Genomic DNA, 22,846 nt, shown 5'->3' on the forward strand with positions numbered 1-22,846 from the left:
ACACTTTTTGCAAAAATAATATGATATTGATCCAGGCCAATTATGGTCTGGATTTTTTGTTCAGCTAGACCATTTAATACACTAAGTATAGAATATAGAAGAAGTGAAGTTTGATTGAGGAGTGATCAGTTGGTCAAGAAGTTATCGATTATATTTGGAATCATAATTGTAATATTAGTTGTGGCAACAATTTTAGTAGGTAATTATTTCGTGAATTTTGCACTAGTTGCCGATGGTGAGGGTGACAATCGAGAAACAAACGAAGAGTTTATAGAAGAGATTGGTGTTGAAAATTTAGAAATTATTGAGCGAGCTAGAGAATCTCAAGAAGCACGTGCACAATCGTGGTTTATTGAGACAGAAAAAGAAGAAGTATCTATAACTACAGAAGATGGATATGAACTTCACGGACATACATATACTCATGATGACGTCGATGAATGGGTCTTTATCGTGCACGGTTATAAGGCAAGCGAAATGAATTCCGTTACTTCAGCTCCCTATTTCTATGACCAAGGCTACAACGTGTTGACATATGATTTACGTGCTCACGGTGAAAGTGAAGGTGAGTTCATTGGTATGGGGTACTTAGATGCGCAAGATTTAATTGGATGGACTGAGTATATTGTAGACAACTATGATGATACATCAATCGTGTACCATGGTACTTCGATGGGTGCAGCGACAGTGATGAATGCTGTGGGTGATGAGGATTTACCAGATGAAGTTAGAGGGTTTATTATCGATGCTGGATTTAGCACAATTTGGGGCGTTTATGAGTCTGAGTTATCTCACCGATTTGGTTTACCGACATTTCCTGTGCTAGATATGGCAGATATAATGGCGAGATTCCGTGCTGGTTACTCATTTAAAAATGATGGAAAAGCAATAGACGGGGTGGCAGAAAGTGAGATTCCAATGTTGTTGATACATAGTGAGACGGATGACTTTATTCCAGTTGAAATGGCACATGAAATCTTTGAAGCCAAATCTGATGGTGAGAAACAAATTGAGATCTTTGAAAATGCGGGGCACTCTGAATCTAAATATATTGATGAAGAACGATATTATGAAGTAGTTTTTGAGTTTTTAGAGAATGTTTATTAACATTTTTAAGAAAATAGAGAAAGCTGGACAAATGTCCAGCTTTTTTGTGTCTGTGAGCAGTTTTCATTGGCACGTAAAATGATTTGCGAGTCCGTGAGCTTATCTCACAGTCAGTTAAAACCATTTCCGGGACCGTGAGCCAATCTCATAGTCTGTCAAATCTTTTTGCGAGCCCATGAGCTCATCTCACAGTCCGTCAAATCTTTTTTCGAGACCGTGAACACATCTCACAGTCCGTCAAATCTTTTTGCGGGACCGTGAGCCAATCTCATAGTCCGTCAAATCCGTTTTCGGGACCGTGAGCCAATCTCACAGTCCGTCAAATCTTTTTGCGGGACCGTGAGCCAATCTCATAGTCCGTCAAATCCATTTCGGGACCGTGAGTAGATCTCATAGTCCGTCAAATCCGTTTTCGAGACCGTGAGCTCATCTCATAGTCCCTCAAACAGACACAATACCTACCTCTTACCAAAATTCATCACGAACTTCACAAACATTTCTACGCCTGCTTTTAAGCCTTCTTCATCCATGTCGAACATCTCATGGTGGTGTGGGTAGTCTGTGCCAAGTTCTGCATTTCCGGTACCGAGCATTAAGAATGCACCGGGTGCTTCTTGTGCATAGTAAGCGAAGTCTTCGCCACCCATTTTCGGTTCTCTTTCTATTAATTCTCCGACAAATGAAACATCACGACTCACGACTTCTAATGAATAATCAAGAATATCTAAGTCATTTTTCATCGATGGATAACCATAATGAAAGTTGATGTCATACTCTACATCAAAACTTTTACCCACGCCTTCACAAACTTCTTCCAATCGACGCGACACAAGTTCTCTGACATCGGGCTCGAATGTACGTGCTGTCCCGTTCACATGAACAGCGGATGGCATGACGTTAAATGCAGAGCCGCCTTTGAACTGTCCAACGGAAATAACGGCTGATTTCAACGGATCTACATTACGTGATGTAATGGTTTGAATTTGTTGAATTAAATGTGCAGCCGCAACAATAGCATCATTATTTCTATGCGGTTCTGCACCATGCCCGCCTTTGCCTTTCACCTCGATAGAGAATGAGTCCGCATTCGCTTGTGTAAAACCTCGCACGTAACCTATTGAACCGGTCGGTAGATGGCTCGCCAAGTGCAGTCCAAATACTGCATCTACGCCTTCCATCACACCGGCTTTTACCATGCCGATCGCACCGCCTGGTAAGTTTTCTTCCGCATGTTGGTGGATAAAGACAACGTTGACCGGTAGTTTATCTTTGTGAGCAGTTAATATTTTCTCTGCCCCAATCAACATCGCAGTGTGGCCATCATGACCACACGCGTGCATGACGCCTGGTTTTTTTGAGCGATAGGGCACATCTTTTTCATCTTGGATTGGCAGAGCATCAAAGTCAGCACGCAGTGCGACTGTTGGTAGGTCATCGCTCACATGAAGTCTCGCGACGATACCGTTTCCTCCAAAGTCCCGTGTAATATCGAGATCCAAGTCTTTGATTTGATCATATATATAGCGCTTCGTATTTTCTTCTTGGAATGATAGCTCTGGGTACATATGCATATGGCGTCTAATGCCGACCATATCGTCATAGATTGCATTGATTTCTTCTTTAAGATTCATGCTCTGCCTCCTCACAATAGTTGTACACAGCACCGACTAAAAGGCTGACAGCATTGATCATGCCGTGTTCGTCGATATCAAATTTTGAATGGTGATGTGGGTAGTCCGCTTTAAAGTTTGGGTTACGGACACCGGTATTAAAGAACGTGCCTTTGACACGTTGTAAGTAGTATGAGAAGTCCTCTCCACCAAGTTCTGGTGAAAGCAGTTTAACATCCGTTACTTTACTTGCTTTTGACGCTAACTCGTGCACCATTCGTGTCGTTGTTTCTTCATTGACGACGGGTGGGTAACCGCGCAAGTAGTCGAGGTCATATGTAATACCAGTAATTGCAGCGAGTCCTTTTAGACAGCGATTTAATTCTGCGATCATCACTGCTTGTGTTTCCTGATTGAACGTACGAATTGTCCCACCAACAACGACTTTATCTGGAATGACGTTGTGTTGGGTCCCACCGTTGAACATCGTAATCGATAAAACGACATTTTCCATTGGGTCGCTGCGTCGCGTGACGATGTATTGCATTTGATTACAAAATGAAATGGCAGCGGCAACTGGGTCTATCGCTACATGTGGTTTAGACGCATGTGAACCGCGTCCATTAATCGTTACTGTGAAGTCATCTGGCATCGCAGTTGCTATACCATATCGAACACCAATTGTACCGACATCTAGACTTGATGATACGTGTTGACCGAAAATCGCGTCAACGCCATCGAGACAACCGTCACGAATCATTTGGATGGCACCACCTGGATCGACTTCTTCTGCATGTTGGAAGATAAAGACGACATTTCCTTTGAGTGTATCTTTTTGTTCCGTTAGTATCTTTGCTGCTGTCATAACGATTGCTGTATGAGCATCGTGTCCACAGGCGTGCATAACACCGGGTACTGTTGATTTATATGATGCTTCTTTTTCATCTTGAATGGGGAGGGCATCAAAGTCCGCACGGAGTGCAACAGTTGGTAATGATTCATCGACAATTAATTTACCGACTACACCTCGTCCACCAACGCCTTCTCTTACATCGAGGCCAAGTTCTCTTAAAAATTGGGCGATATAGCCTGGTGTTTGTACTTCCTGAAAACTAAGTTCTGGGTATATATGGAAGTGGCGACGCCATTTTACAGTATTCGGATACTCTCGTTCGGCGAGTCGTTCAATTTCTTTTAATTCCATTCAACTACTCCTTCATTTTCAAGAATTTTCATAAATAAGCTCAGACCATTTAACATTGCGCGCTCATCGATATCGAACGTTGAAGAGTGGTGCGCATAGCCAGTAGCCTCATCACTTCTAGAGCCAGTGAGGAAAAATGCCCCTGGGATTTCATTTATATAGTAAGAAAAATCTTCACCAATCATGAGCGGTGTTGCTTCCTTATAATTAAGTTCAACACTTTCAACGGCTTGTCTAACAACTTCTGCTTCATTCGCATGGTTGATGACCGCAGGGAAACCTTGGACATAATCGACTTCAGCTTTTGCACCGCGCTTCTCAGCAATATATTTACACTCACGTTCTACAATGTCTTTTACTTTATTTGATATTTCTTTATCGAATGAACGGGTCGTTCCTCTGATGGACACTTTACCAGGTATGACGTTAAATGCATTTCCACCTTCAACGGCACCGAATGAAAAGACCGCTTTATCGAGTGGAGATAATTGACGAGAAATAATCGATTGTAAACTGATGATTACTTCACTCGCAATGACGATCGGGTCCACCGTCGTATGCGGATAGGCAGCATGTCCGCCCGAACCAACAATCGTAATATTAAATGAATCCGGGGAAGAAATCAGTTCGCCTTCACAGACTTCAACTGTATTTAAGTCGATCTGACTCCAATAGTGTTGACCGTACACCTTATCAACATCTTTGAGCACACCGCTCTCAACGATGCGTTTCGCACTGCCTGGCAGTAGCTCTTCACTATCTTGGAAGATAAAGGACACAGTGCCATTCAATTTATCTCTATTGGCATAGACGGCATCAACAAGGCCGAGTAGTGTTGCAGTGTGCGCATCGTGCCCACACGCGTGAGAGAAGCCATCATTTTTAGAACGATATAGAACATCTTTCTCATCAGGAATTGGCAGTGCATCAAAATCTGCACGGAATGCGATATGCGGTTTTTTAGTACCGATTGTAGCTAAGATGCTTAGCGTGTCGCCAATGGGAGAGATGATTTCTATATCTTCGTAACGTTCAAGTTGTTTCAATATGTATTGCTGTGTTTCATATGCTTCAAAGGATTTTTCAGGATACATATGTAAATGTCTTCTGACATCGATCATCTGTTGTAGGTAGTCTGTTGCAATGGTTTTCATGTTATATCTCTCCTCTCAATGTGTTTATATTACCAAATATTCTGAATGTTTGTTAGTTGCAAACACTTTAGTTTATATAATAGAAATATGATAAAATAAGTGAGCATACATTTATAAGGAGGATTAATCATGTCTAAAATTTTAAATGACTTTTTAACGAGCCAATTGAATGGGTTAAAGGAACAAGGTTTATATAATGAAATCAATGTTGTAACAGGACCAAACGGACCGAAAATCAACATTGAAGGTAACGATTTAATCAACCTTTCGAGCAACAACTATTTAGGTTTAGCAACACATGAAAAGTTAAAAGAAGTTGCGAAACAAGCGATCGATTCTCATGGTGTTGGTTCAGGTGCTGTACGTACGATTAACGGTACGCTTGATCTTCATGTAGAGTTAGAGAACAAACTTGCTGAATTCAAAGGTACTGAAGCAGCAGTCGCATTCCAATCAGGGTTTAACTGTAACATGGCTGCAATACAAGCAATCATGAACAAAGAGGATGCAATTTTATCGGATGAATTAAACCACGCGTCTATCATTGATGGTTGCCGTTTATCTCGCGCGAAGATTATTCGTGTGAAACACTCAGATATGGATGACTTACGCATGAAAGCGAAAGAAGCGGTTGAAAGTGGAAACTACAACAAAGTCATGTATATCACTGACGGTGTATTTAGTATGGACGGCGACGTTGCATTACTTCCTGAAATCGTAGAAATTGCAAAAGAATTCGACTTAATCACGTATGTGGATGATGCACACGGGTCAGGTGTTATGGGCAAAGGTGCAGGTACTGTGAAGCACTTCGGTTTAGAAAAAGAAATCGATATTCAAATGGGTACTTTATCTAAAGCGATTGGTGTTGTTGGTGGGTATGTTGCGGGTACTCAAGAGTTAATCGACTACTTGACAGTTGCCGCACGTCCATTCTTATTCTCAACTTCATTGACACCAGCAGATACACGCGCAATCATTGAAGCGGTTCAAACGTTGATGGATTCAACTGAGCTTCATGATAAGTTATGGGAAAATGGCGACTACTTGAAAAAAGGTTTGAAAGAGCTTGGATTTAATATCGGTAATTCTGAAACACCAATCACACCATGTATCATTGGTGAAGAGAAATTAACTCAAGAATTTTCTAAACGATTGATGGAAGAAGGCGTCTATGCGAAATCAATCGTCTTCCCAACAGTACCACGTGGTACGGGTCGTGTGAGAAATATGCCAACTGCGGCACACACGAAAGAAATGTTAGATGAAGCATTGAAAATCTATGAGAAAGTCGGTAAAGAACTCGGCGTAATCTCGTAAGCCTTAGGAGGGAATTATGAAGCGAATTATTATTACAGGTGCTGGTGGTCAGATCGGTATTGAATTGACGACGACGTTAAGAGAAATATATGGTGTCGAGAACGTTCTACCGACAGATATTAAAGAACCAACACACGAGGCATTAGCTGGAAAACCGTTTGAAACATTAGATGTCCGCGATCATGCACGCATGGTTGAAATCGTTAAGGATTTCCAACCAGATACGATCATGCATATGGCGGCATTGCTTTCGGCAACATGCGAAAAAGACCCATTTTTAGCATGGGATATCAACATGCATGGACTTGTTAATGCACTTGAAGTAGCGAGAGAATTTAAGTTAAAATTCTTCGCACCAAGTTCGATTGCAGCATTTGGTGATTCAACGCCAAAAGATAACACACCACAGGTGACAATCCAACGTCCGAACACGATGTACGGTGTAACGAAAGTATCGGCTGAATTACTCTGTGATTATTACCATACGAAGTTTGGTGTAGACACGCGTGGACTACGTTTCCCAGGGATCATTTCACATGTTCAAGAACCGGGCGGCGGCACGACAGACTATGCTGTCGAGATTTACTTCGAGGCGATTCGCAACGGACGTTACACGTCGTTTATCGACAAAGATACGTACATGGATATGATGTTTATGGATGATGCCATCGCTGCGATTAACAAATTGATGTCTGCAGACGGTTCAAAGCTTAAAGACCGCAACGCATTCAATGTTTCTGCGATGAGTATCGAGCCAGAAATGGTTGCTGCAGAAATTAGAAAACACATTCCAGACTTCGAGTTAAGTTATGATGTGGATCCCGTGCGACAAGGAATTGCTGGTTCATGGCCAAACCAAATCGATTCTACAGAAGCACGTGAACAGTGGGGCTTTGACCCACAGTATGATTTAGCAAAAATGACAGAGACGATGTTAGAAGCAATTAAAAATAAATAAACTAAAAAAGAGGCTGATTCAGCCTTTTTATTTTATGGTGATAAGATGAAATATATATTATTTGATAAAGACGGAACACTGATACACTATCATGACACATGGGTCCCATTTTCACTCGGTATGGTTGAAGACTTTGTAAAAGCATTTGATATCGAGTCAGCACAAGATGAACTGCTCTATGATTTAGGTTATCGCAATGGTGCCGTGCAGCCGAACACTGCGCTTGCAGCAGGTTCGACACATGACTTTTATAGAGCATTTGGTAAACATGGTGATATCAGAGTGATTGAAACGTGGGTAAAAGATTATTATGCACATAATATCACCGATGCGATGCAAGATATTGAAATTATCGATGGCGCAAAAGAAGTATTAATGAAAACACGTGAACTCGGATATAAAAATGTTGTGTGCACAAACGATAGCAGACGCAGCGCGCAAATGTTTATTGATAAGTTCGGTTTAGGGGATTATGTGGATGACCTTGTATGTGGCGATGACACACCGTATTCTAAACCAGACACTCGCATACTTGAACCGTTCCTTCAGCGCAATAAAGCATCGTTTGATCAAATGATTATGATCGGTGACAACACGTCAGACACGCAGCTTGGAAAAGAATACGGACTATTTACTGTCGGCGTATTGAGCGGAACAGGCACACAAGAAAGTCTAGATGGTGCAAATCACATCATCAACGATGTGACAGAGCTCATATCTGATGGAAAGTTTGTATTTGACAATGTCTTCTCACGATGAACAATATATGAGACTGGCAATTGAAGAAGCACAGCTCGCTTTCGACAAAGAAGAAGTCCCAGTCGGCGCTGTAATCGTTCATGAAGATAAAGTAATCGTGCGCACACATAATTTACGAGAAACGACCCAAGACCCAACAACACATGCCGAAATGCTTGCGATTCAAGCGGCAAGCGCTCATCTCGGTTCATTTCGGCTCGAAGATTGTACATTATATGTCACGCTAGAGCCATGCGTCATGTGCAGCGGTGGGATTGTACTTTCACGTGTACCACGAGTTGTCTATGGTGCGAGTGACCCGAAAGGTGGCGCAGCAGGCAGTTTGATGAACGTGTTAGAAGATCCGAGATTTAATCATCGCGCGACTGTCGTGAGTGGCGTTCTTGAAGAAGAATGTAGCGAAATGTTAAAGTTATTCTTTCGTCGCTTAAGGGCGAAAAAATAATAGAGTTGTATCTATATGCGAGCCAAAAGGTAACTAAACTTGAGTATCGAACACTGACTTAAGAGTTCATAACATTCACATTAGAACAGATAATCGCCTAATCAGTTCTGAATCGCCTAAAAACATGATAAAATTAGGCGAAGAGAAAGGAGTTAGGCGAATGAGAAATTTTGATTATGAGACATTGTCACAAAGTAAATGGGATGTTGAAATTATTAATATTTTAACTAAAATACATGAACATAAAGGAAAGCAAGAACTTTTTTTGAAGCAAAAACCTGCTGTTTTAGATAAATTAGTGGAAATTGCTAAAATTCAAAGTGTCGAAGATTCAAATAAAATAGAAGGAATAGTCACAACAACAACTAGAATTAAAGAATTAATGGACCAAAAAACAATGCCTAGAAGTAGAGATGAAGAAGAAATCCTTGGATATCGTGATGTCTTAAATACGATTCATGAAAGTTATGAATATATTCCAATCGATAGCAACTATATTTTACAGCTCCATAGAGATCTGTTTAAGTATAGTGAAAAAGGAATTGGTGGTAGATATAAAAACACACAAAATTCCATTATTGAAAAAGATACAGATGGGAATAGTGTTGAATTATTTAAACCTTTACCGCCACATGAAACAGCTAAAGCAATGGAGGAAATTTGCGATGAGCTAAATAAAGCTTTGGATAAAAAAGAAGTAGACGCATTGCTTTTAATCCCGATTTTTATCCATGATTTTCTTTGCATTCATCCGTTTAATGATGGAAACGGACGGATGAGTAGACTATTAACCACTCTTTTGTTATATAGGCAAGGGTATGTAATTGGTAAATATATTAGTTTAGAAAGTAAAATAGAAAAAAATAAAGATGGCTATTATATGTCTTTACAACAAAGTGGCAAATTTTGGCACGAAAATAACGAAGATTTAACACCATTCATAAAATATATCCTAAGAACGATTCTGGCAGCTTATATTGATTTTGAAGAAAGAGTAGATTATGTAGATGAAAAAATCCCTACGATTGCACTTGTTAGAAATGCAGTCAATCTTAAATTGGGGAAATTTACTAAAACGGATATCATGGAATTAGTACCTAGCGTAGGAAGAGCAACAATTGAAAATATGTTAAAAATATTGGTTGAAGAAGAATATATTGAAAGACATGGACAAGGTAGAGCAACCTTTTATGTGAAAAAGTAATTTGATTTCAGGAATTTTTTAAAGATGTCCTTACCTTATTAAAGAGCTCATCTTTAGAGAGTCTGACATTAGATGTTTTAGCCAAGTTATCTGCTTCATCAAGCTTCCTCTCAATGTCATCAGTTAGAGCAGAGTATTGTTCAATACTTAGAATAACCATTGTACCGTATCTATTCTTTGTCAAGAACACAGGAGCGTTTGAATTTACTACTGTTTCTTCAATTTCAGGGAATTTATTTCGTAAATCTGAAACAGGTCGAACATTGATCATAGTTATCACCTCTTTTTATCAGGGTTATATCATAATATTATCGAAATTCAAATTATAATAGGATGTAGAAGATAAAAATCTTTAAATTGGATTTCTAGAGGATAACAGGCGCTCGCCCTCACATACAAAACTTTAATTCAGAGAGTATTAAAAAGTCCCAACTTCCCCGTGATACGGCTTTTGTTTTCTATTCGTATAAACTTCCCATTTTTGATATAGTAAGATTTATAAGACATACTGAAGTAATAGGAAATTTAAACCGTTAAAAAGTTTCACACCACTAGAATGAAAATGAGGTAAGGCTGTATGGTAAAACTGATCGCAATCGATATGGATGGGACCCTTTTGACCCCAAATCATACAATTTCAGAACGTAACGTTACAGCAATTAAGAAAGCGCAAGAAGCAGGAATAAAAGTTGTTATCGCTACTGGACGTGCATATCATGATGCACGTGAAATTGTTGAGAGTACGGGTCTAACGCTGCCGTTTATCTGCTTAAATGGCGCACTTTATATCAATGACAAAAAAGAAGTCATTTACAAAATGAACATGACAAGTGAACAAGTTGAACATGTTTCCGATGAACTGGATAACGAGTCGCTGCATTACAATGTGTATACTGATAAAACCGTCTATACGAATAGTATTGAAAAAGAAATTGAACAATATCAACAATTCATCGACGTGATGGGTGGCGATATCAATGCAGAAGAGCGTGTAATGCTTAGAGTTGAAAAAGGTTATTTAGTCGAAGTAGAAGACTTCGATGAAGTATACGACAGAGAAGATGAAGTCGTGTTGAAATATTTGGCAAAATCATCGAACCGTGCGAACTTACACCGTGCACAACACCAGTTGAATGAAGTCGAAGGACTCTATGCAACATCATCAGGACCAGGAAATATCGAGGTCACGGTTAAGAGTGCGCAAAAAGGTAAGGCACTTGAAGCGATGTGTGAAGAGTTGGGTATTTCGATGGAAGATTGCATGGCAATTGGAGATAACTATAACGATCTGTCGATGTTAAAACGTGCTGGAACAAGCGTCGTGATGGGCAATGCGAGTGGCGATATTAAATCGTATGCCGATATCATTGTCGGATCAAATATTGAAGACGGCGTCGCAGAAGCGATCGAGGGAATTTTGGAAAGATAATATTAATTTGTGATGGCGGTGCACCCCAAAAGTTGACCTTTTGGGGTGCATTTTTGTTTGGGTTCTGATTGGGTTCTGATTGGGTTCTGAATGGGTTTTGATTGGATTTTGAATGGTGGTTAGTGTTCCACCCGAAATGAAGATCAGATGATGTGGAACGCACCAAAAATTAGGAGAAATTATCAACACGATATGCGAGTTAAAATTTTATACTTTCACTGTATAGTCTAGAGGTTATTTTATGTTTTTATAAATTTTCGATAATTTTCGATAAATTTTATAAAAACATACTAAATATTCAGAAAAGTCTTGATGAACATTATTCTATTCGTTAAAATTTAATTAAAGGAGTGTTAAAAAATGGAATTATCTAGATTTACAGTTACAAAAAAAGTTGCGGAAAATCGAGTAGCTCTGTTTAATACACACACTAAAGCGCTAGTTTCTATTCCTAGTGAAAGACTTAGAGACTTAAATAATGGTGAAGGTCCATTAGAAATCAGAGAAAATTTAGAACGGCTTGGGATTTTAGTTCATAGTAGAGAACAAGAGTTTAAAGATTTTTTGAATTTCTATGAAACAATACAACATTCTGGCCATGTTGGTATTTGGCTATATCTTACAAGTGATTGTAATTTAGGATGCCCATATTGTTATCAAGGTTTAGATAAACCAGAAATAAAACTTAATCGATTTGTAGTTAAAAAATTGGTAGAAAAAATCAAAGAGTTGCAAAATCCGTATGATGAAAAATCTTTGACCGTTACATTTTACGGTGGAGAACCACTCTTGAACAAAGAAGTATTAGATGAAACATTAGATATTTTTAATGATGAATTTAGAGAAATGCCTAGAAATTATTATATGATTACGAATGGAACCAAATTAAATAACATTAGTGAAGTTAAAAGGTGGAGAGAAAAAGGGTTAAATGGACTGCAAATAACTTTAGATGGGACAAAAGAAGAGCATGATAGCAGGAGAATTCGGTTAGAAGGTAAGAACAAGGGGACGTTCGATGAAATACTAAACAATATTCAACTTGCTAAAGATTTTATACCTGTTGATATAAGAATTAATTATGATGAAGGAAATGTTGATCAAATATCTACAGTAATTGATATTCTAAAAGATAAAAAACTAAATGTTGATAATATAAGTATTAATTTTGCAGCTATATTTGATTCTGATCGGTCTGACTATGCAGATGAACAGAGTTTGACATCTGCAAAAGATGAGATAGGTTATTTAGACTCACTCATGAGATATGCTAATGACAAAGGATTTAATGTTGCCATGGGATTTGAGGGACCATGTACAATTAGGAACTTTAGTGGCTTAGTTGTCTATCCTAATGGAGATCTATATAGTTGTCCAGGTATGTCTGGTATACCTGACTATAAATGGGGAAACGTATTTACCAAAATTGACTATAAGAGACAAAAAGAGATCGTTTATGAAGGTATATATCCCGAATGTAAAACTTGTCCAGTTTTACCGGTTTGTGCAGGCGGTTGTGAATGGGAAGAAATTGTACAGACCGGGAAACAAGGTAGACACTGCGATTACACAAACTTAATGAGAAAAGTAAAGTTGCATATAGAACATAAAATTGATTTTGAAAATGGAGTTTCTACATTTACTCAAGTGTAAAATAAAGGAGGTGATTTATATGGTGAGCGCTACAGAAGAAAAGTTAAAAGACAAAAAAACAGCAAACGTAACAACAGGTAAGAAAGTAATTTCGGAATTCGGTTTGATTATCATTAACCATGGAGAAAAGCCTGGTGCAACATCTGCTTGTGGTACTTTCTGTTCTCCAATTAAAACGGGACCGACACCACCTTAAAAGACTTTAGCTAAAAATGTAGGAGGAGAGGAATGAAATACTTATCCTTTTCTCCCACTTAGCTCTTATTGGGATGTGATTATTGTGAAAATTGAATATAGATATGCCTCAATTGAAGATATAGAAAACTTAATTACAATACACATTGAGGCACTTGGCTTTTATTCTAAGCAAAGTTGGATTTATGCTCTTAAAGATGAGCAGACTGTATATAAATATTATAAAGAAAAATTATCTCACCAACTTAATAGTGATCACGACTATATTTATATTGCTTTACATAACGATGAGATTATTGGATATTACACGGTTACTATCAACAGAAGTAACCCAATAATGGAAGTCGCACATACAATGGTAGCAGATGATATATATATAAAAGAAAATTATAGAAAACAAGGAATTGCTACCAAATTCATGAATGAAATGAACAAAAAAGCTCACTCTGAAAATATTGATAGATTGATAGCATTTGTTGCTACAGATAATATTCCATCTAATAATCTTGTAAAGAAATTTAATTTTCAAGTAGAGGGCTTTTATTATTATTGTAATTTAGGGGAGAGTCACGATTGATTAAAAAAGGAATACAGTCATTTATACCTAATAGGCGTGTTCTTCTTCTTTTCTTATCACAATTTTTTTCCAATTTCTCCGAGGCAACTCTTAAGTTAACTCTAATTATCGCTGTAACGACATTAAGCGATAGTACATGGGCCATTTCTGGTATGGTATTAATAGAGACTGTTCCCTATCTATTACTTGCTCCATTAGTTGGCGTATTAATTGATAAATATAACAGAAACAAATTCATTATTATAAGTGAAATATTGAGAATGATATCTATTGTATTGCTAATAATCTTCATACAGAACTTCTTCTTGATCTATATTTTCGCATTCATCTATATAGTATGCTCGGTTGGAGTAAACCCAACTAGAAACGCATTAATAGGATCAATAGTAGATGAAAAAGATTATACAAAAGTCTTAGCAGTATCTCATAATATTGCCAATATACTCGTACTAATGGGTTTTGCAATTGCCGGGTTTCTTATCGCATTAGTTGGACTTGAAGGTACTCTGTTTATTGTATTGATATCTTTCGGTTTATCGTTAGTGAGCCTAATCTTTTTATCTCTTAACATGTCTTCTGAAAGAAAAGAGGAAACAGAAGTTACTGAAAAATCTGAAACATCAATGAAACAGGATTTAATCGAAGGCTTTCAATTTATTTTTAAAAGTCCAGCTTTATCGAATTTGATTGCTATATTTTCATTAGCTATAGCAGGCTTTAGCTTTTTCAATATTTTAGTAATTGACTATATTGTCAATGACCTACTTTATAGCTCGCAACAGTTAGGAATTTTAGAAACAGCTTCCGGTATAGGAATTTTAGTATCAACCTTATTAATAGGAGCGATTGCTAAAAACTATGAGAAGTCATCTCTCTTCTTGATTGGATTGTTTGGTGTTTCTTTAACATTTATTTTAATGGTATTTAGACCTGAATTTTTCATTTTATATTTAGTATTACTCTTACTTGGCTTTTCTTTTGGTTTTGTCCAAGTATCTTATTCGAGTCTACTTATGACAAATAGTAGTGAAAACAATCGAGGTAGAGTATTTACAACAGTTAACTCATTAAATAATGTGACAGTTTTCGTTGGTATACTTTTTGCGTCCCCATTGGGGACTATGTTTGGATCGAATACCGTACTGTTTTTTGTCGGGATAGTCTTACTCTTGATTACTTACTATGGATTTATGAGATTTAGAAAAATTTCAATCGCATAAATCATGATAATCATTATAAAATATATCAGATTTACCAAAGGAGGGAATGCTATGCAGCATAATAACAGGGGATTAGCTTTTTTAGGTACCTTATTAGCTAGTTTTGGAGTTGGATTTTACTTTGATGAAATATTAGTTTCATTAATCATTGGGCTAGGACTCGCTTTTATTATGATGGCATTGGTTAAATAATTGCAAAGGATACGTTTAATCAGAACTTTAGTAAATTGAAAATATTTTACAGAACCCCTAATCTATGTCAGTAGCAGATTTGGGGTTTTATTATTGTTCCTCCCGAGTTTGAAAAGGCGTGCTGAGGAACACTATAGGTCATTTACTGTTCCTCCCGAGTTTAAAAAGGCGTGCTGAGGAACACTATAGGTCATTTACTGTTCTTCCCGAGGTTAAAAAGGCATGCTGAGGAACACTATTGATCGTTGAAGTGTGCGGCAAGTCCGAAAAATCCGAGCTGCCGCACAGCTAGAGGTGACCAAAGTGTGCGGCAGACCGAAAAAATCCTAGTCTTCCGCACACCTAGAGGACCAAAGTGTGCGGCAAGTCCAGAAAATCTGAGCTGCAGCACAGCTAGAGGACTAAAGTGTGCGGCAGACTGAAAAAATCTGAGCTGCCACACAGCTAGAGGAGCAAAGTGTGCGGCAGACCGAAAAAATCCGAGCTGCCGCACAGCTAGAGGACCAAAGTGTGCGGCAAGTCCAGAAAATCTGAGCTGCCGCACAGCTAGAGGAGCAAAGTGTGCGGCAGACCGAAAAAATCCTAGTCTGCCGCACACCTCATCACAACCCAAAAAAAAAAACACCCGAAATCTCCACAAGAGGCCCGGGCGTCCAAAAATCAAATATTACTTCGTATAACTCAATCGGCTAAATGCGTCGTGTTGATGAATGCTTTCTTCGTTGCGGCACTCTAAATCGAAGCCGACGATCCAATCTAACTCAACCAAATCATATGCAATCAAGCGAATCAAGTCTTCAACGAAACGTGGATTCTCATAAGCGCGCTCTGTAACGACTTTTTCATCTGTACGTTTCAAAATCGGGTAAAGCTGACTCGATGCGTTGATTTCTAAAATTTCATAGATGATTTCTTTATGATTCTCCGGCGCACCAACTTCAGGATCCACATCAATAGACACAGTCACTACACCGCGTTGGTTGTGTGCACTGTACTCACTGATTTCTTTTGAACATGGGCAGAGTGTTGTCACTTGTGCAGCCATGCTAAACGTTTGGAATTCTACTTCGCTCTCGCTCTTTCGCATTGAATACGCCACATCTGCATGTGCATATGCATCGAGCTTCGTCACAGGACTTGGCTTATTGAAATACCACTTCGTATCCACTGACAATTCAGCAGCATCTTGAACCATGCGCTCGCGCAGTGTATCCAAAATTCTACCAACCGAGTCAAAATCGAGTCGAATACCGTTATCATTTTCACTGTGAAGTGATTCTAAAATACGGCTCATGTTGATCCCTTTTTCGTCGCGCTCCAAGCTCGTCGCAAGCTCGAATGTACCGACCGATTGGAAATCGCCGACTTTAACTGGGTAGCTTAAGTTATTAATTCCGACAGAATCAACTTCGAACAGAAAGTCTTTCTTCGTGCTCTGTAAGTCTGCCATCTCGTGTTTTTCTTTAGGTTTTGTGCCTTGTATTGGATCGACTGAACCAAAATGTTTAAAACGACCTTCTCGTGTCGTCAAATCAAATTCATTCATTTAATGTACTCCTTCATTAAACCATATAGCTATAAAAGCGTTCGTATTTTAACCATTGATCTGCGAGTTCTTTTGCATCATGTGTATCTGCTGCAAGTGACTCTAACAATGGACCGGTTTGTGATTTATGCGCAGCCATAATTTGCTTCTTGCGCTCTTCATAACCTTCTATATTCACGACGATATCAGGATCTCCTAAATCATCGAATGTGTTGTTTGCGAATGCAACGAGTTGTAGCGCTGGTCTTTTTTCGGTATCGAGTGATGCAACGGCTTCGATTACTGCTTCTGCTGTCGCTTCATGGTCTGGATGCACGCTATAACCCGGATAGAACGAAATGATGCGTGTCGTTCCAAGCTCCACAATCATATCACGAATAAGGTTCGTGAGCAGACCAGGTTCTTCAAACTCGAGTGTTTTATCTCTAAATCCTGGCAATCTTAAATCTTTAATTCCGATTAATCGTGCACTTTCTTCGACTTCAGCTGCTCTGATTTTATATAGCGATTCTCGTGTTGCAAATGGTGGAAATCCTAGGTTACGTCCCATATCACCATATGTCAAACATGAATATGTAACAGGCACGCCCATATCTCTGTATTTACTCAATGTGCCACTGACACCAAATGCTTCATCATCTGGATGTGGGAAAACGACGAGTACATGATTTTCTTTCTCCATAAGACAGCCTACTTTCTGAATGGTTGATGTGATAGTTCTAAAGCGCTCGCGAGTTTACCCTGATAGTTGAATCCATGCATAATGAATTCCGCTTCTTCATTGACGATAAAGTGCGTCAGGCCGATGACATAAATCCATCCACCATTATCGAGTTTAATACCGACGCGATACTGATCGTTCTCAGCTTTCTTAATTATCGCTTCGACAATATTGACTTGCACATTTCGGACAAATGTACCGGCATTAAATACTTCTTGATCGACGTGTGAGGCATACATACCACTCGTGATCTCAACATGGATATATACACGCTTATCTACAAATGCATCCAGCAATGATTGCACTGTATCTTGATTTATTGGCTCCATACATTTCTCCTAAAAACTATATTTTCTCTACTTCAACCTCGATTGTTTCAACTGAATTTGCCGCACCATGACGTACTGGTCCAACAAACGCGTTCATTTCCCAACCGTTTTTAATCGCTGAAGTAACGAATGATTTGGCATCTTTAATTGAATCGAGTACAGATTTTCCATTCGCAAGGTTTGCAGTAATTGCAGCTGCGAATGTACAGCCTGCACCGTGATTATACGTCGAATCAATTTTCTCTGCAGTTAAAAGGTAGTAGTCGGTACCATCAAAGTATACGTCGACAGCTTTTTCACCAGCAAAATCATAGCCCCCTTTAATGACCACATGTTTCGCACCCTTGTCATGAATCTTCTTCGCAATCATTTTCACTGCTTCGATTGTCTTCGGTGTCTTTTCACCGACGAGTTGACTCGCTTCAAACAAGTTTGGTGTAATCACAGTTGCATGTGGTACAAGGTGTTTGATCATGGCATCGACAAGTCCAGGATTTAAAACTTCATCCTCACCCTTACATACCATGACAGGGTCAACGACAAAATATTCTGCATCAGAATCTAAAAATGCCTGCTCACTCATCTGAATGACTGCTTCAGAGGGGAGCATACCTGTTTTAATTGCATCAGGACCGATTGATAACGCTGTTTCAATTTGATCTTTCACCGTGTCTAAATCGATTGGAGATACTCGGTGTGCCCATGTATCGGGTACCATAGATACGATTGTTGTCAGGGCAGTGTATCCATATGTTTCATGTTCCTGGAAAGTTTTTAAATCAGCAGCGATTCCCGCACCGCCACTTGTATCTGATCCTGCAATTGTTAAAGTTTTCTTTAATTTCATTATTCGACCTACCTTATACATTTTAATAAGAATTTTACTATAAACCCATACATTTGACTAGATGTTTGCTTGATTGTATATTCACTATGAAGAGGTGAGATGGTGGAATGGAGCGACGTGTTTAAAGCGATAAAAAGCCGCATTGATTTTAATGCGCTGAATGAATTTTTAGAAAATAAATATGCAGGCGGAGAAGTATATCCTGATCGAGACGATATTTATCGTGCGTTCGAACTCTTACCATTTAATGAAGTGAAAGTCGTCATACTTGGACAAGACCCATATCACGGTCCTGGCCAAGCGAATGGGCTTGCGTTCAGCGTCAATGAAGGTGTGAAGACACCGCCGTCTCTCGTCAATATATATAAGGAACTCGAAGCGGATTTAAACATCAAGCGAACATCAGGTAACTTAGATGACTGGGCAAAAAAAGGTGTGTTATTGTTAAACACGACACTCACTGTCGATAAAGGACAGGCCGGCTCTCATCGTAAAATCGGCTGGGTACCATTTACAGATGCAATCATTGAAGCGATATCGGATCACCATGAGCATGTGGCCTTTATCTTGTGGGGAAAGCCGGCACAAAGTAAAACGCGTTTAATCGATACGAGTAAACATCTCATTATTCAAAATGTTCACCCGTCACCGCTCAGTGCGTATCGTGGATTTTTTGGCTCACGCCCATTTTCTGAGGTGAATGACTATTTAACGAAACATAACAAAACGCCGATAGATTGGAGCGAAGAAACTTGAAACAAAAGATAATTGAGGCAATTACTGCAGAACTTTCGATGGTAGCATCCAGCAATAAGGATATAGATAAGCATATCTATGCGATTGAAAAGCTGCTCGACGTATTAAAAGAGGGGCAGTATGAGGATGTGCCGATGCATTATGTTGAAGCGTTCGAACAGAATGAACAAGAAACGAAAGAAGACAGTAAGTCGGATTCAATTTTTGATTTTTAAGGAGAATATTAATGAGACAATGGATAATTATTGCAGCAGTTAGTGGATTTTTAGCAGTCGCACTCGGTGCATTTGGTGCACATTTACTAGAGGATCGTATTTCAGAACATTACTTAGGCGTATGGGAGACGGCCGTTCAATATCAGATGTTCCATACAGGCGGCTTGCTTGCAATCGGTGTATTGCTTAACTTCGTGCCATCAAAACATTTGGTTCGTGCAGGCTGGTTAATGACAGCGGGGATTGTATTCTTTAGTGGGTCGCTGTATATTCTAGCTTTAAGTGGAATTGGCATATTAGGTGCCATCACACCGATCGGTGGTATTTTATTTTTAGCAGCATGGGTATTCATCATTCTAGCGCTTCTCGGTCAGTCAAAAAATAAAGGTAGAGTCGCATAAAATAAGAGCATCTGACATTATGTCGGATGCTCTTTTTAATGCGTTTTTATCTTCTTCTCGTGTTGTTTTTTCCTTTGAATACTTTTCTCAGAATAAAAGGTAATGCGATGACCGCAAAACGACGGATTAATCGACCCATGTACATATCCTCCAAATCTATTTCAAGTTTATGTACGTTACCCTTTTTGAGTCTGATTTAACCCTGCACATCGAAAAATGAATCCAAGTCAGATACTTCTAATTTTACACCGACAAAGAAGTCGCCGAACACACCGTAACGTGCGGATGCTTCATCAAAGCGCATTTCATAAACGATATGTTTGAACTGTAAAATATCGTCCGAGAACAGTGTAACGCCCCACTCAAACGCATCGAATCCAGTTGAACCCGTGATGAACTGTTTAATTTTACCTGCATATTTACGTCCGATTAAAGCGTGATCTCGCATTAAACGTCTGCGCTCTTCCATCGGTAAACTGTACCAGTTATCATTGCCTTCACGCTTTTTATCCATTGGATAGAAACATACGTACTGTGAACGCGGTAATTCTGGGAATAGTCGCGCACGAACGAATGGATTTTGATACGGATCTTCAGCACTATCTTTGGCTAAGTAACTTCCCAACTCAAGGACAGAAACATATGAATAAGCCGGCTCTAAAAAGTCACTAATTCTCAATTTGTTTAACTCTAACTCAAGCGCGTTTAACTCATCCATTGTTGGACGCAACATCCATAGCATTAAGTCAGATTTTTGGCCCGTCATATTGTAAAATGCGTAACTACCTTCTTGATTTCTGTGGTTGTTCTCTAAACGGTTTAGGAATTCTTGTAACTCTTCGACCATCTCTCTATGATTATCAACAAGTCTTAGTGATGACCAATCAACGTTATATAATAAATGGAGGCTATACCAGCCATCTAGTGTTGTTGCTGCTTCGCTCATAGTTAATTCTCCTTTATATTATGTTAATTTTATCTTATCCCAAGAAATGTAGATGAGTGATGAATAATTGTGTCTAAATCGGTATAATTGGAATGGACATGAGGAGGTTGTTTATGAATTTAATAGAAGATATTAAAACACAACTCAAAGGAAAAAAGGTCAAAATCGTTTTACCAGAAGGCAATGATGTACGCGTGCTGCGTGCAAGTGTTCGATTGAGTGAAACAGACTTTGTCAGTCCGATCGTGCTCGGTAATCCGAGTGAAATCGAGACACTGGCAAAACAAGAAGCGGTCGACACAAGTCAGCTGACAATTATTGACCCAACAGATAACCCGTATACAGATGAACTTGTCGAAGCGTTTGTGGCGCGCCGTAAAGGTAAAGTAAATGAAGCGGACGCGCGAGAATTACTAAAACAAATGAACTACTTTGGAACGATGCTCGTTTATACGAATCGTGCCGATGGATTAGTTTCTGGTGCGGCACATTCAACAGCAGATACGGTGCGACCTGCACTGCAAATTATCAAGACGAAACCAGGCGTTTCAAAAACAAGTGGTATTTTCTTTATGTCACGTGATAAAGAACTCTATGTCATGGGGGACTGTGCTATCAATCCAACATTGACGGCTGAAGAACTTGCGGAAGTGGCAACAGAAACAGCGAAGACAGCGCTTAGTTTTGGTATGACACCGAAAGTTGCACTGCTCAGTTTCTCAACGAAAGGTTCAGCGGTGACACCAGAAACAGAAAAAGTCGTGCGTGCGACAGAAATTGCACAGCAGACGTTACCAGATATCGTCATCGATGGTGAGTTCCAATTTGATGCGGCATTTGTCCCGAGCGTCGCAGCAAAAAAAGCACCGGAAAGCGCGTTGAAAGGAGACGCGAATGTCTTTATCTTCCCGAGCCTTGAAGCGGGTAACATCGGGTATAAACTTGCGCAACGCCTTGGTGGATTCGAAGCATACGGACCAATCTTGCAAGGATTAAATGCGCCAGTGAATGACCTTTCACGTGGTTGCAGCGAGGACGAAGTGTATCACCTCGCATTGTTTACAGCAACACAAGCGCTCGCACGTACCGATGTTTAACCGTCAGTGGGATTTTTACGGCACGGAATTAGCGAAAGATCCAATGATGTCATTCGCTATCGATGACATGCTACAAGTGAAAATTTCTGAAAATGGTATAGGGAAATTGCGCGCGTGGGTGCATGATAAGTATGTCATCTTAGGATTGCACGATGCACGCTTGCCGTACTTAGAGTCGGGGTTGGAATATCTCCAACGAGCTGGCTACAAATATATCGTCCGCAACAGCGGCGGACTCGGCGTCGTACTCGATGATGGGATTTTGAATTTCAGTATCATTGTCGAACGCAATAAAGTAGTCGACATTGATGATGGGTATGAAATGATGTTCCGCTTGGTTAAGGACAGTTTCCCAGAGTCGACAGTTGAAGCGTATGAAATAGAACACAGCTATTGCCCGGGGTCGTATGATTTAAGCATCGGCGGACAGAAATTCGCAGGCATTTCACAGCGGAGAATTCGCCGCGGAGTGGCTGTACAAATTTATCTGTGTGTCGAAGGAGATGGTAGTCGACGAGCAAAGGTGATGCGCGAATTTTATCAGCGTGCAAAAGGTGATGCGGAAACAAAGTTCCATTATCCAGATGTGGATCCAAATCAGATGGCGTCACTGAGTGAATTGCTCGGCGTGGAAATCGATGTCGATGAAGTACTCGGTCGTTTGTTAGCGACTATTGAAGCTCAGGGTGGCATACTTTCAGAAATTACCGCTTTTGATGGATTGGATATTAAAGAAATTGAGCATCAGTACAAGCGGATGATGGATCGTAACAAGGATATTGTGTGATTTAGTCGGTGGAGTGTTGTTTTGCGTGTCAGTGAGGAAGTTTCATTGGCACGTAAATCCATTTGCACGTCAGTGAGCGCATCTCATAGTCCGTCAAATCCGTTTGCAAGCCCGTGAGCTCACCTGATAGTCCGTCAAATCCATTTGCAAGCCCGTGAGCTCATCACATAGTCC

General features: G+C 39.5%; 26 protein-coding genes. 17 read left to right on the top strand and 9 right to left on the bottom strand.

Annotation, left to right across the window (positions count from 1 at the left end):
- Nucleotides 1–129: 129 nt before the first annotated feature.
- Nucleotides 130–1,107, top strand: coding sequence for an alpha/beta hydrolase (locus BMW30_RS07140; protein WP_091475275.1), 978 nt, complete (start codon nt 130–132; stop codon nt 1,105–1,107).
- 458 nt (nt 1,108–1,565) lie between these two features.
- On the opposite strand, the gene BMW30_RS07145 is transcribed toward BMW30_RS07140, so the two are convergent.
- Genes BMW30_RS07145 through BMW30_RS07155 form a run of 3 tightly spaced genes read right to left on the bottom strand, consistent with a single transcriptional unit; the run spans nt 1,566 to nt 5,075 of the window.
- Nucleotides 1,566–2,738 (bottom strand): amidohydrolase, encoded by a 1,173-nt coding sequence (locus BMW30_RS07145; protein WP_091475277.1) that lies wholly within the window; start codon nt 2,736–2,738, stop codon nt 1,566–1,568.
- Nucleotides 2,728–3,921 (bottom strand): amidohydrolase, encoded by a 1,194-nt coding sequence (locus tag BMW30_RS07150; RefSeq protein WP_091475279.1) that lies wholly within the window; start codon nt 3,919–3,921, stop codon nt 2,728–2,730. Before BMW30_RS07150 ends, BMW30_RS07145 begins: the two co-directional genes overlap by 11 nt.
- Nucleotides 3,912–5,075 carry a M20 metallopeptidase family protein gene (locus tag BMW30_RS07155; RefSeq protein ID WP_091475281.1) on the bottom strand — a complete coding sequence of 388 codons (1,164 nt, stop codon included), beginning with the start codon at nt 5,073–5,075 and terminating at the stop codon, nt 3,912–3,914. Before BMW30_RS07155 ends, BMW30_RS07150 begins: the two co-directional genes overlap by 10 nt.
- Nucleotides 5,076–5,204: 129 nt before the next feature.
- On the opposite strand from BMW30_RS07155, the gene BMW30_RS07160 reads away from it, so the two are divergent.
- From BMW30_RS07160 to BMW30_RS07180, 5 genes are all read left to right on the top strand, one after another.
- Entirely contained in the window at nt 5,205–6,395 is a 1,191-nt protein-coding gene (locus tag BMW30_RS07160; RefSeq protein ID WP_091475283.1) for a glycine C-acetyltransferase, read from the top strand.
- Nucleotides 6,396–6,411: 16 nt separating this feature from the next.
- Nucleotides 6,412–7,353 carry an NAD-dependent epimerase/dehydratase family protein gene (locus BMW30_RS07165; RefSeq protein ID WP_091475284.1) on the top strand — a complete coding sequence of 314 codons (942 nt, stop codon included), beginning with the start codon at nt 6,412–6,414 and terminating at the stop codon, nt 7,351–7,353.
- Nucleotides 7,354–7,398: 45 nt separating this feature from the next.
- Nucleotides 7,399–8,112, top strand: coding sequence for an HAD family hydrolase (locus tag BMW30_RS07170; protein WP_091475286.1), 714 nt, complete (start codon nt 7,399–7,401; stop codon nt 8,110–8,112).
- Nucleotides 8,096–8,557 (top strand): tRNA adenosine(34) deaminase TadA, encoded by a 462-nt coding sequence (gene tadA, locus BMW30_RS07175; protein ID WP_091475524.1) that lies wholly within the window; start codon nt 8,096–8,098, stop codon nt 8,555–8,557. Before BMW30_RS07170 ends, tadA begins: the two co-directional genes overlap by 17 nt.
- Before the next feature lie 160 nt (nt 8,558–8,717).
- Complete coding sequence (locus BMW30_RS07180; protein ID WP_091475288.1) at nt 8,718–9,761, top strand: Fic family protein; 1,044 nt, start codon at nt 8,718–8,720, stop codon at nt 9,759–9,761.
- 7 nt (nt 9,762–9,768) lie between these two features.
- On the opposite strand, the gene BMW30_RS07185 is transcribed toward BMW30_RS07180, so the two are convergent.
- Nucleotides 9,769–10,032, bottom strand: a complete 264-nt coding sequence (locus BMW30_RS07185; RefSeq protein WP_091475290.1) for a type II toxin-antitoxin system Phd/YefM family antitoxin — start codon at nt 10,030–10,032, stop codon at nt 9,769–9,771.
- Nucleotides 10,033–10,338: 306 nt separating this feature from the next.
- Here BMW30_RS07185 and BMW30_RS07190 point away from each other — a divergent pair, with 306 nt between their 5' ends.
- The 6 genes from BMW30_RS07190 (at nt 10,339) to BMW30_RS10605 (ending at nt 15,027) form a co-directional block, all read left to right on the top strand.
- Nucleotides 10,339–11,190 carry a Cof-type HAD-IIB family hydrolase gene (locus tag BMW30_RS07190; protein WP_091475291.1) on the top strand — a complete coding sequence of 284 codons (852 nt, stop codon included), beginning with the start codon at nt 10,339–10,341 and terminating at the stop codon, nt 11,188–11,190.
- Between the two features lie 360 nt (nt 11,191–11,550).
- Entirely contained in the window at nt 11,551–12,843 is a 1,293-nt protein-coding gene (locus BMW30_RS07195; RefSeq protein WP_091475293.1) for a radical SAM/SPASM domain-containing protein, read from the top strand.
- Nucleotides 12,844–12,862: 19 nt separating this feature from the next.
- Nucleotides 12,863–13,039 carry a hypothetical protein gene (locus tag BMW30_RS10600; protein WP_180366256.1) on the top strand — a complete coding sequence of 59 codons (177 nt, stop codon included), beginning with the start codon at nt 12,863–12,865 and terminating at the stop codon, nt 13,037–13,039.
- A gap of 84 nt (nt 13,040–13,123) precedes the next feature.
- Nucleotides 13,124–13,615: a GNAT family N-acetyltransferase gene (locus BMW30_RS07200; protein ID WP_180366257.1), complete on the top strand. Its 492-nt coding sequence runs from the start codon at nt 13,124–13,126 to the stop codon at nt 13,613–13,615.
- Nucleotides 13,612–14,835, top strand: a complete 1,224-nt coding sequence (locus tag BMW30_RS07205; protein WP_091475297.1) for an MFS transporter — start codon at nt 13,612–13,614, stop codon at nt 14,833–14,835. The genes BMW30_RS07200 and BMW30_RS07205 overlap by 4 nt, the downstream gene beginning before the upstream one ends.
- Nucleotides 14,836–14,886: 51 nt before the next feature.
- Nucleotides 14,887–15,027, top strand: a complete 141-nt coding sequence (locus tag BMW30_RS10605; RefSeq protein WP_180366258.1) for a hypothetical protein — start codon at nt 14,887–14,889, stop codon at nt 15,025–15,027.
- Nucleotides 15,028–15,694: 667 nt separating this feature from the next.
- Here the strand turns inward: BMW30_RS10605 and folE2 are convergent.
- The 4 genes from folE2 to thiD are packed head-to-tail and all read right to left on the bottom strand — an operon-like array spanning nt 15,695 to nt 18,470.
- Complete coding sequence (gene folE2, locus BMW30_RS07215; protein ID WP_091475300.1) at nt 15,695–16,573, bottom strand: GTP cyclohydrolase FolE2; 879 nt, start codon at nt 16,571–16,573, stop codon at nt 15,695–15,697.
- Nucleotides 16,574–16,589: 16 nt separating this feature from the next.
- Nucleotides 16,590–17,255 (bottom strand): bacillithiol biosynthesis deacetylase BshB2, encoded by a 666-nt coding sequence (gene bshB2, locus BMW30_RS07220; protein WP_091475302.1) that lies wholly within the window; start codon nt 17,253–17,255, stop codon nt 16,590–16,592.
- Nucleotides 17,256–17,263: 8 nt separating this feature from the next.
- Nucleotides 17,264–17,623: a DUF1806 family protein gene (locus tag BMW30_RS07225; RefSeq protein ID WP_091475304.1), complete on the bottom strand. Its 360-nt coding sequence runs from the start codon at nt 17,621–17,623 to the stop codon at nt 17,264–17,266.
- A gap of 16 nt (nt 17,624–17,639) precedes the next feature.
- Nucleotides 17,640–18,470, bottom strand: a complete 831-nt coding sequence (gene thiD / locus BMW30_RS07230) for a bifunctional hydroxymethylpyrimidine kinase/phosphomethylpyrimidine kinase (RefSeq protein ID WP_091475306.1) — start codon at nt 18,468–18,470, stop codon at nt 17,640–17,642.
- A gap of 102 nt (nt 18,471–18,572) precedes the next feature.
- Between thiD and BMW30_RS07235 the strand changes: the two genes are divergently transcribed.
- Genes BMW30_RS07235 through BMW30_RS07245 form a run of 3 tightly spaced genes read left to right on the top strand, consistent with a single transcriptional unit; the run spans nt 18,573 to nt 19,842 of the window.
- Nucleotides 18,573–19,226, top strand: coding sequence for a uracil-DNA glycosylase (locus tag BMW30_RS07235; RefSeq protein WP_091475527.1), 654 nt, complete (start codon nt 18,573–18,575; stop codon nt 19,224–19,226).
- Nucleotides 19,223–19,441, top strand: coding sequence for a YwdI family protein (locus BMW30_RS07240; RefSeq protein ID WP_091475308.1), 219 nt, complete (start codon nt 19,223–19,225; stop codon nt 19,439–19,441). The genes BMW30_RS07235 and BMW30_RS07240 overlap by 4 nt, the downstream gene beginning before the upstream one ends.
- Nucleotides 19,442–19,452: 11 nt before the next feature.
- Entirely contained in the window at nt 19,453–19,842 is a 390-nt protein-coding gene (locus BMW30_RS07245) for a DUF423 domain-containing protein (protein WP_091475310.1), read from the top strand.
- Nucleotides 19,843–20,038: 196 nt separating this feature from the next.
- Here the strand turns inward: BMW30_RS07245 and hemQ are convergent, their stop codons facing one another.
- A complete protein-coding gene (gene hemQ / locus BMW30_RS07250; protein WP_091475312.1) occupies nt 20,039–20,788 on the bottom strand; it encodes a hydrogen peroxide-dependent heme synthase in 750 nt (249 codons plus the stop codon).
- Nucleotides 20,789–20,901: 113 nt separating this feature from the next.
- Here hemQ and pta point away from each other — a divergent pair, with 113 nt between their 5' ends.
- Both pta and BMW30_RS07260 read left to right on the top strand, forming a co-directional pair.
- Nucleotides 20,902–21,885: a phosphate acetyltransferase gene (gene pta, locus BMW30_RS07255; protein WP_091475314.1), complete on the top strand. Its 984-nt coding sequence runs from the start codon at nt 20,902–20,904 to the stop codon at nt 21,883–21,885.
- A complete protein-coding gene (locus BMW30_RS07260) occupies nt 21,878–22,672 on the top strand; it encodes a lipoate--protein ligase family protein (protein ID WP_091475316.1) in 795 nt (264 codons plus the stop codon). The genes pta and BMW30_RS07260 overlap by 8 nt, the downstream gene beginning before the upstream one ends.
- The last annotated feature ends 174 nt before the right edge of the window (nt 22,673–22,846 follow it).

Origin of the sequence: Aliicoccus persicus (assembly GCF_900110815.1) — a bacterium.
Taxonomy (GTDB): domain Bacteria; phylum Bacillota; class Bacilli; order Staphylococcales; family Salinicoccaceae; genus Aliicoccus; species Aliicoccus persicus.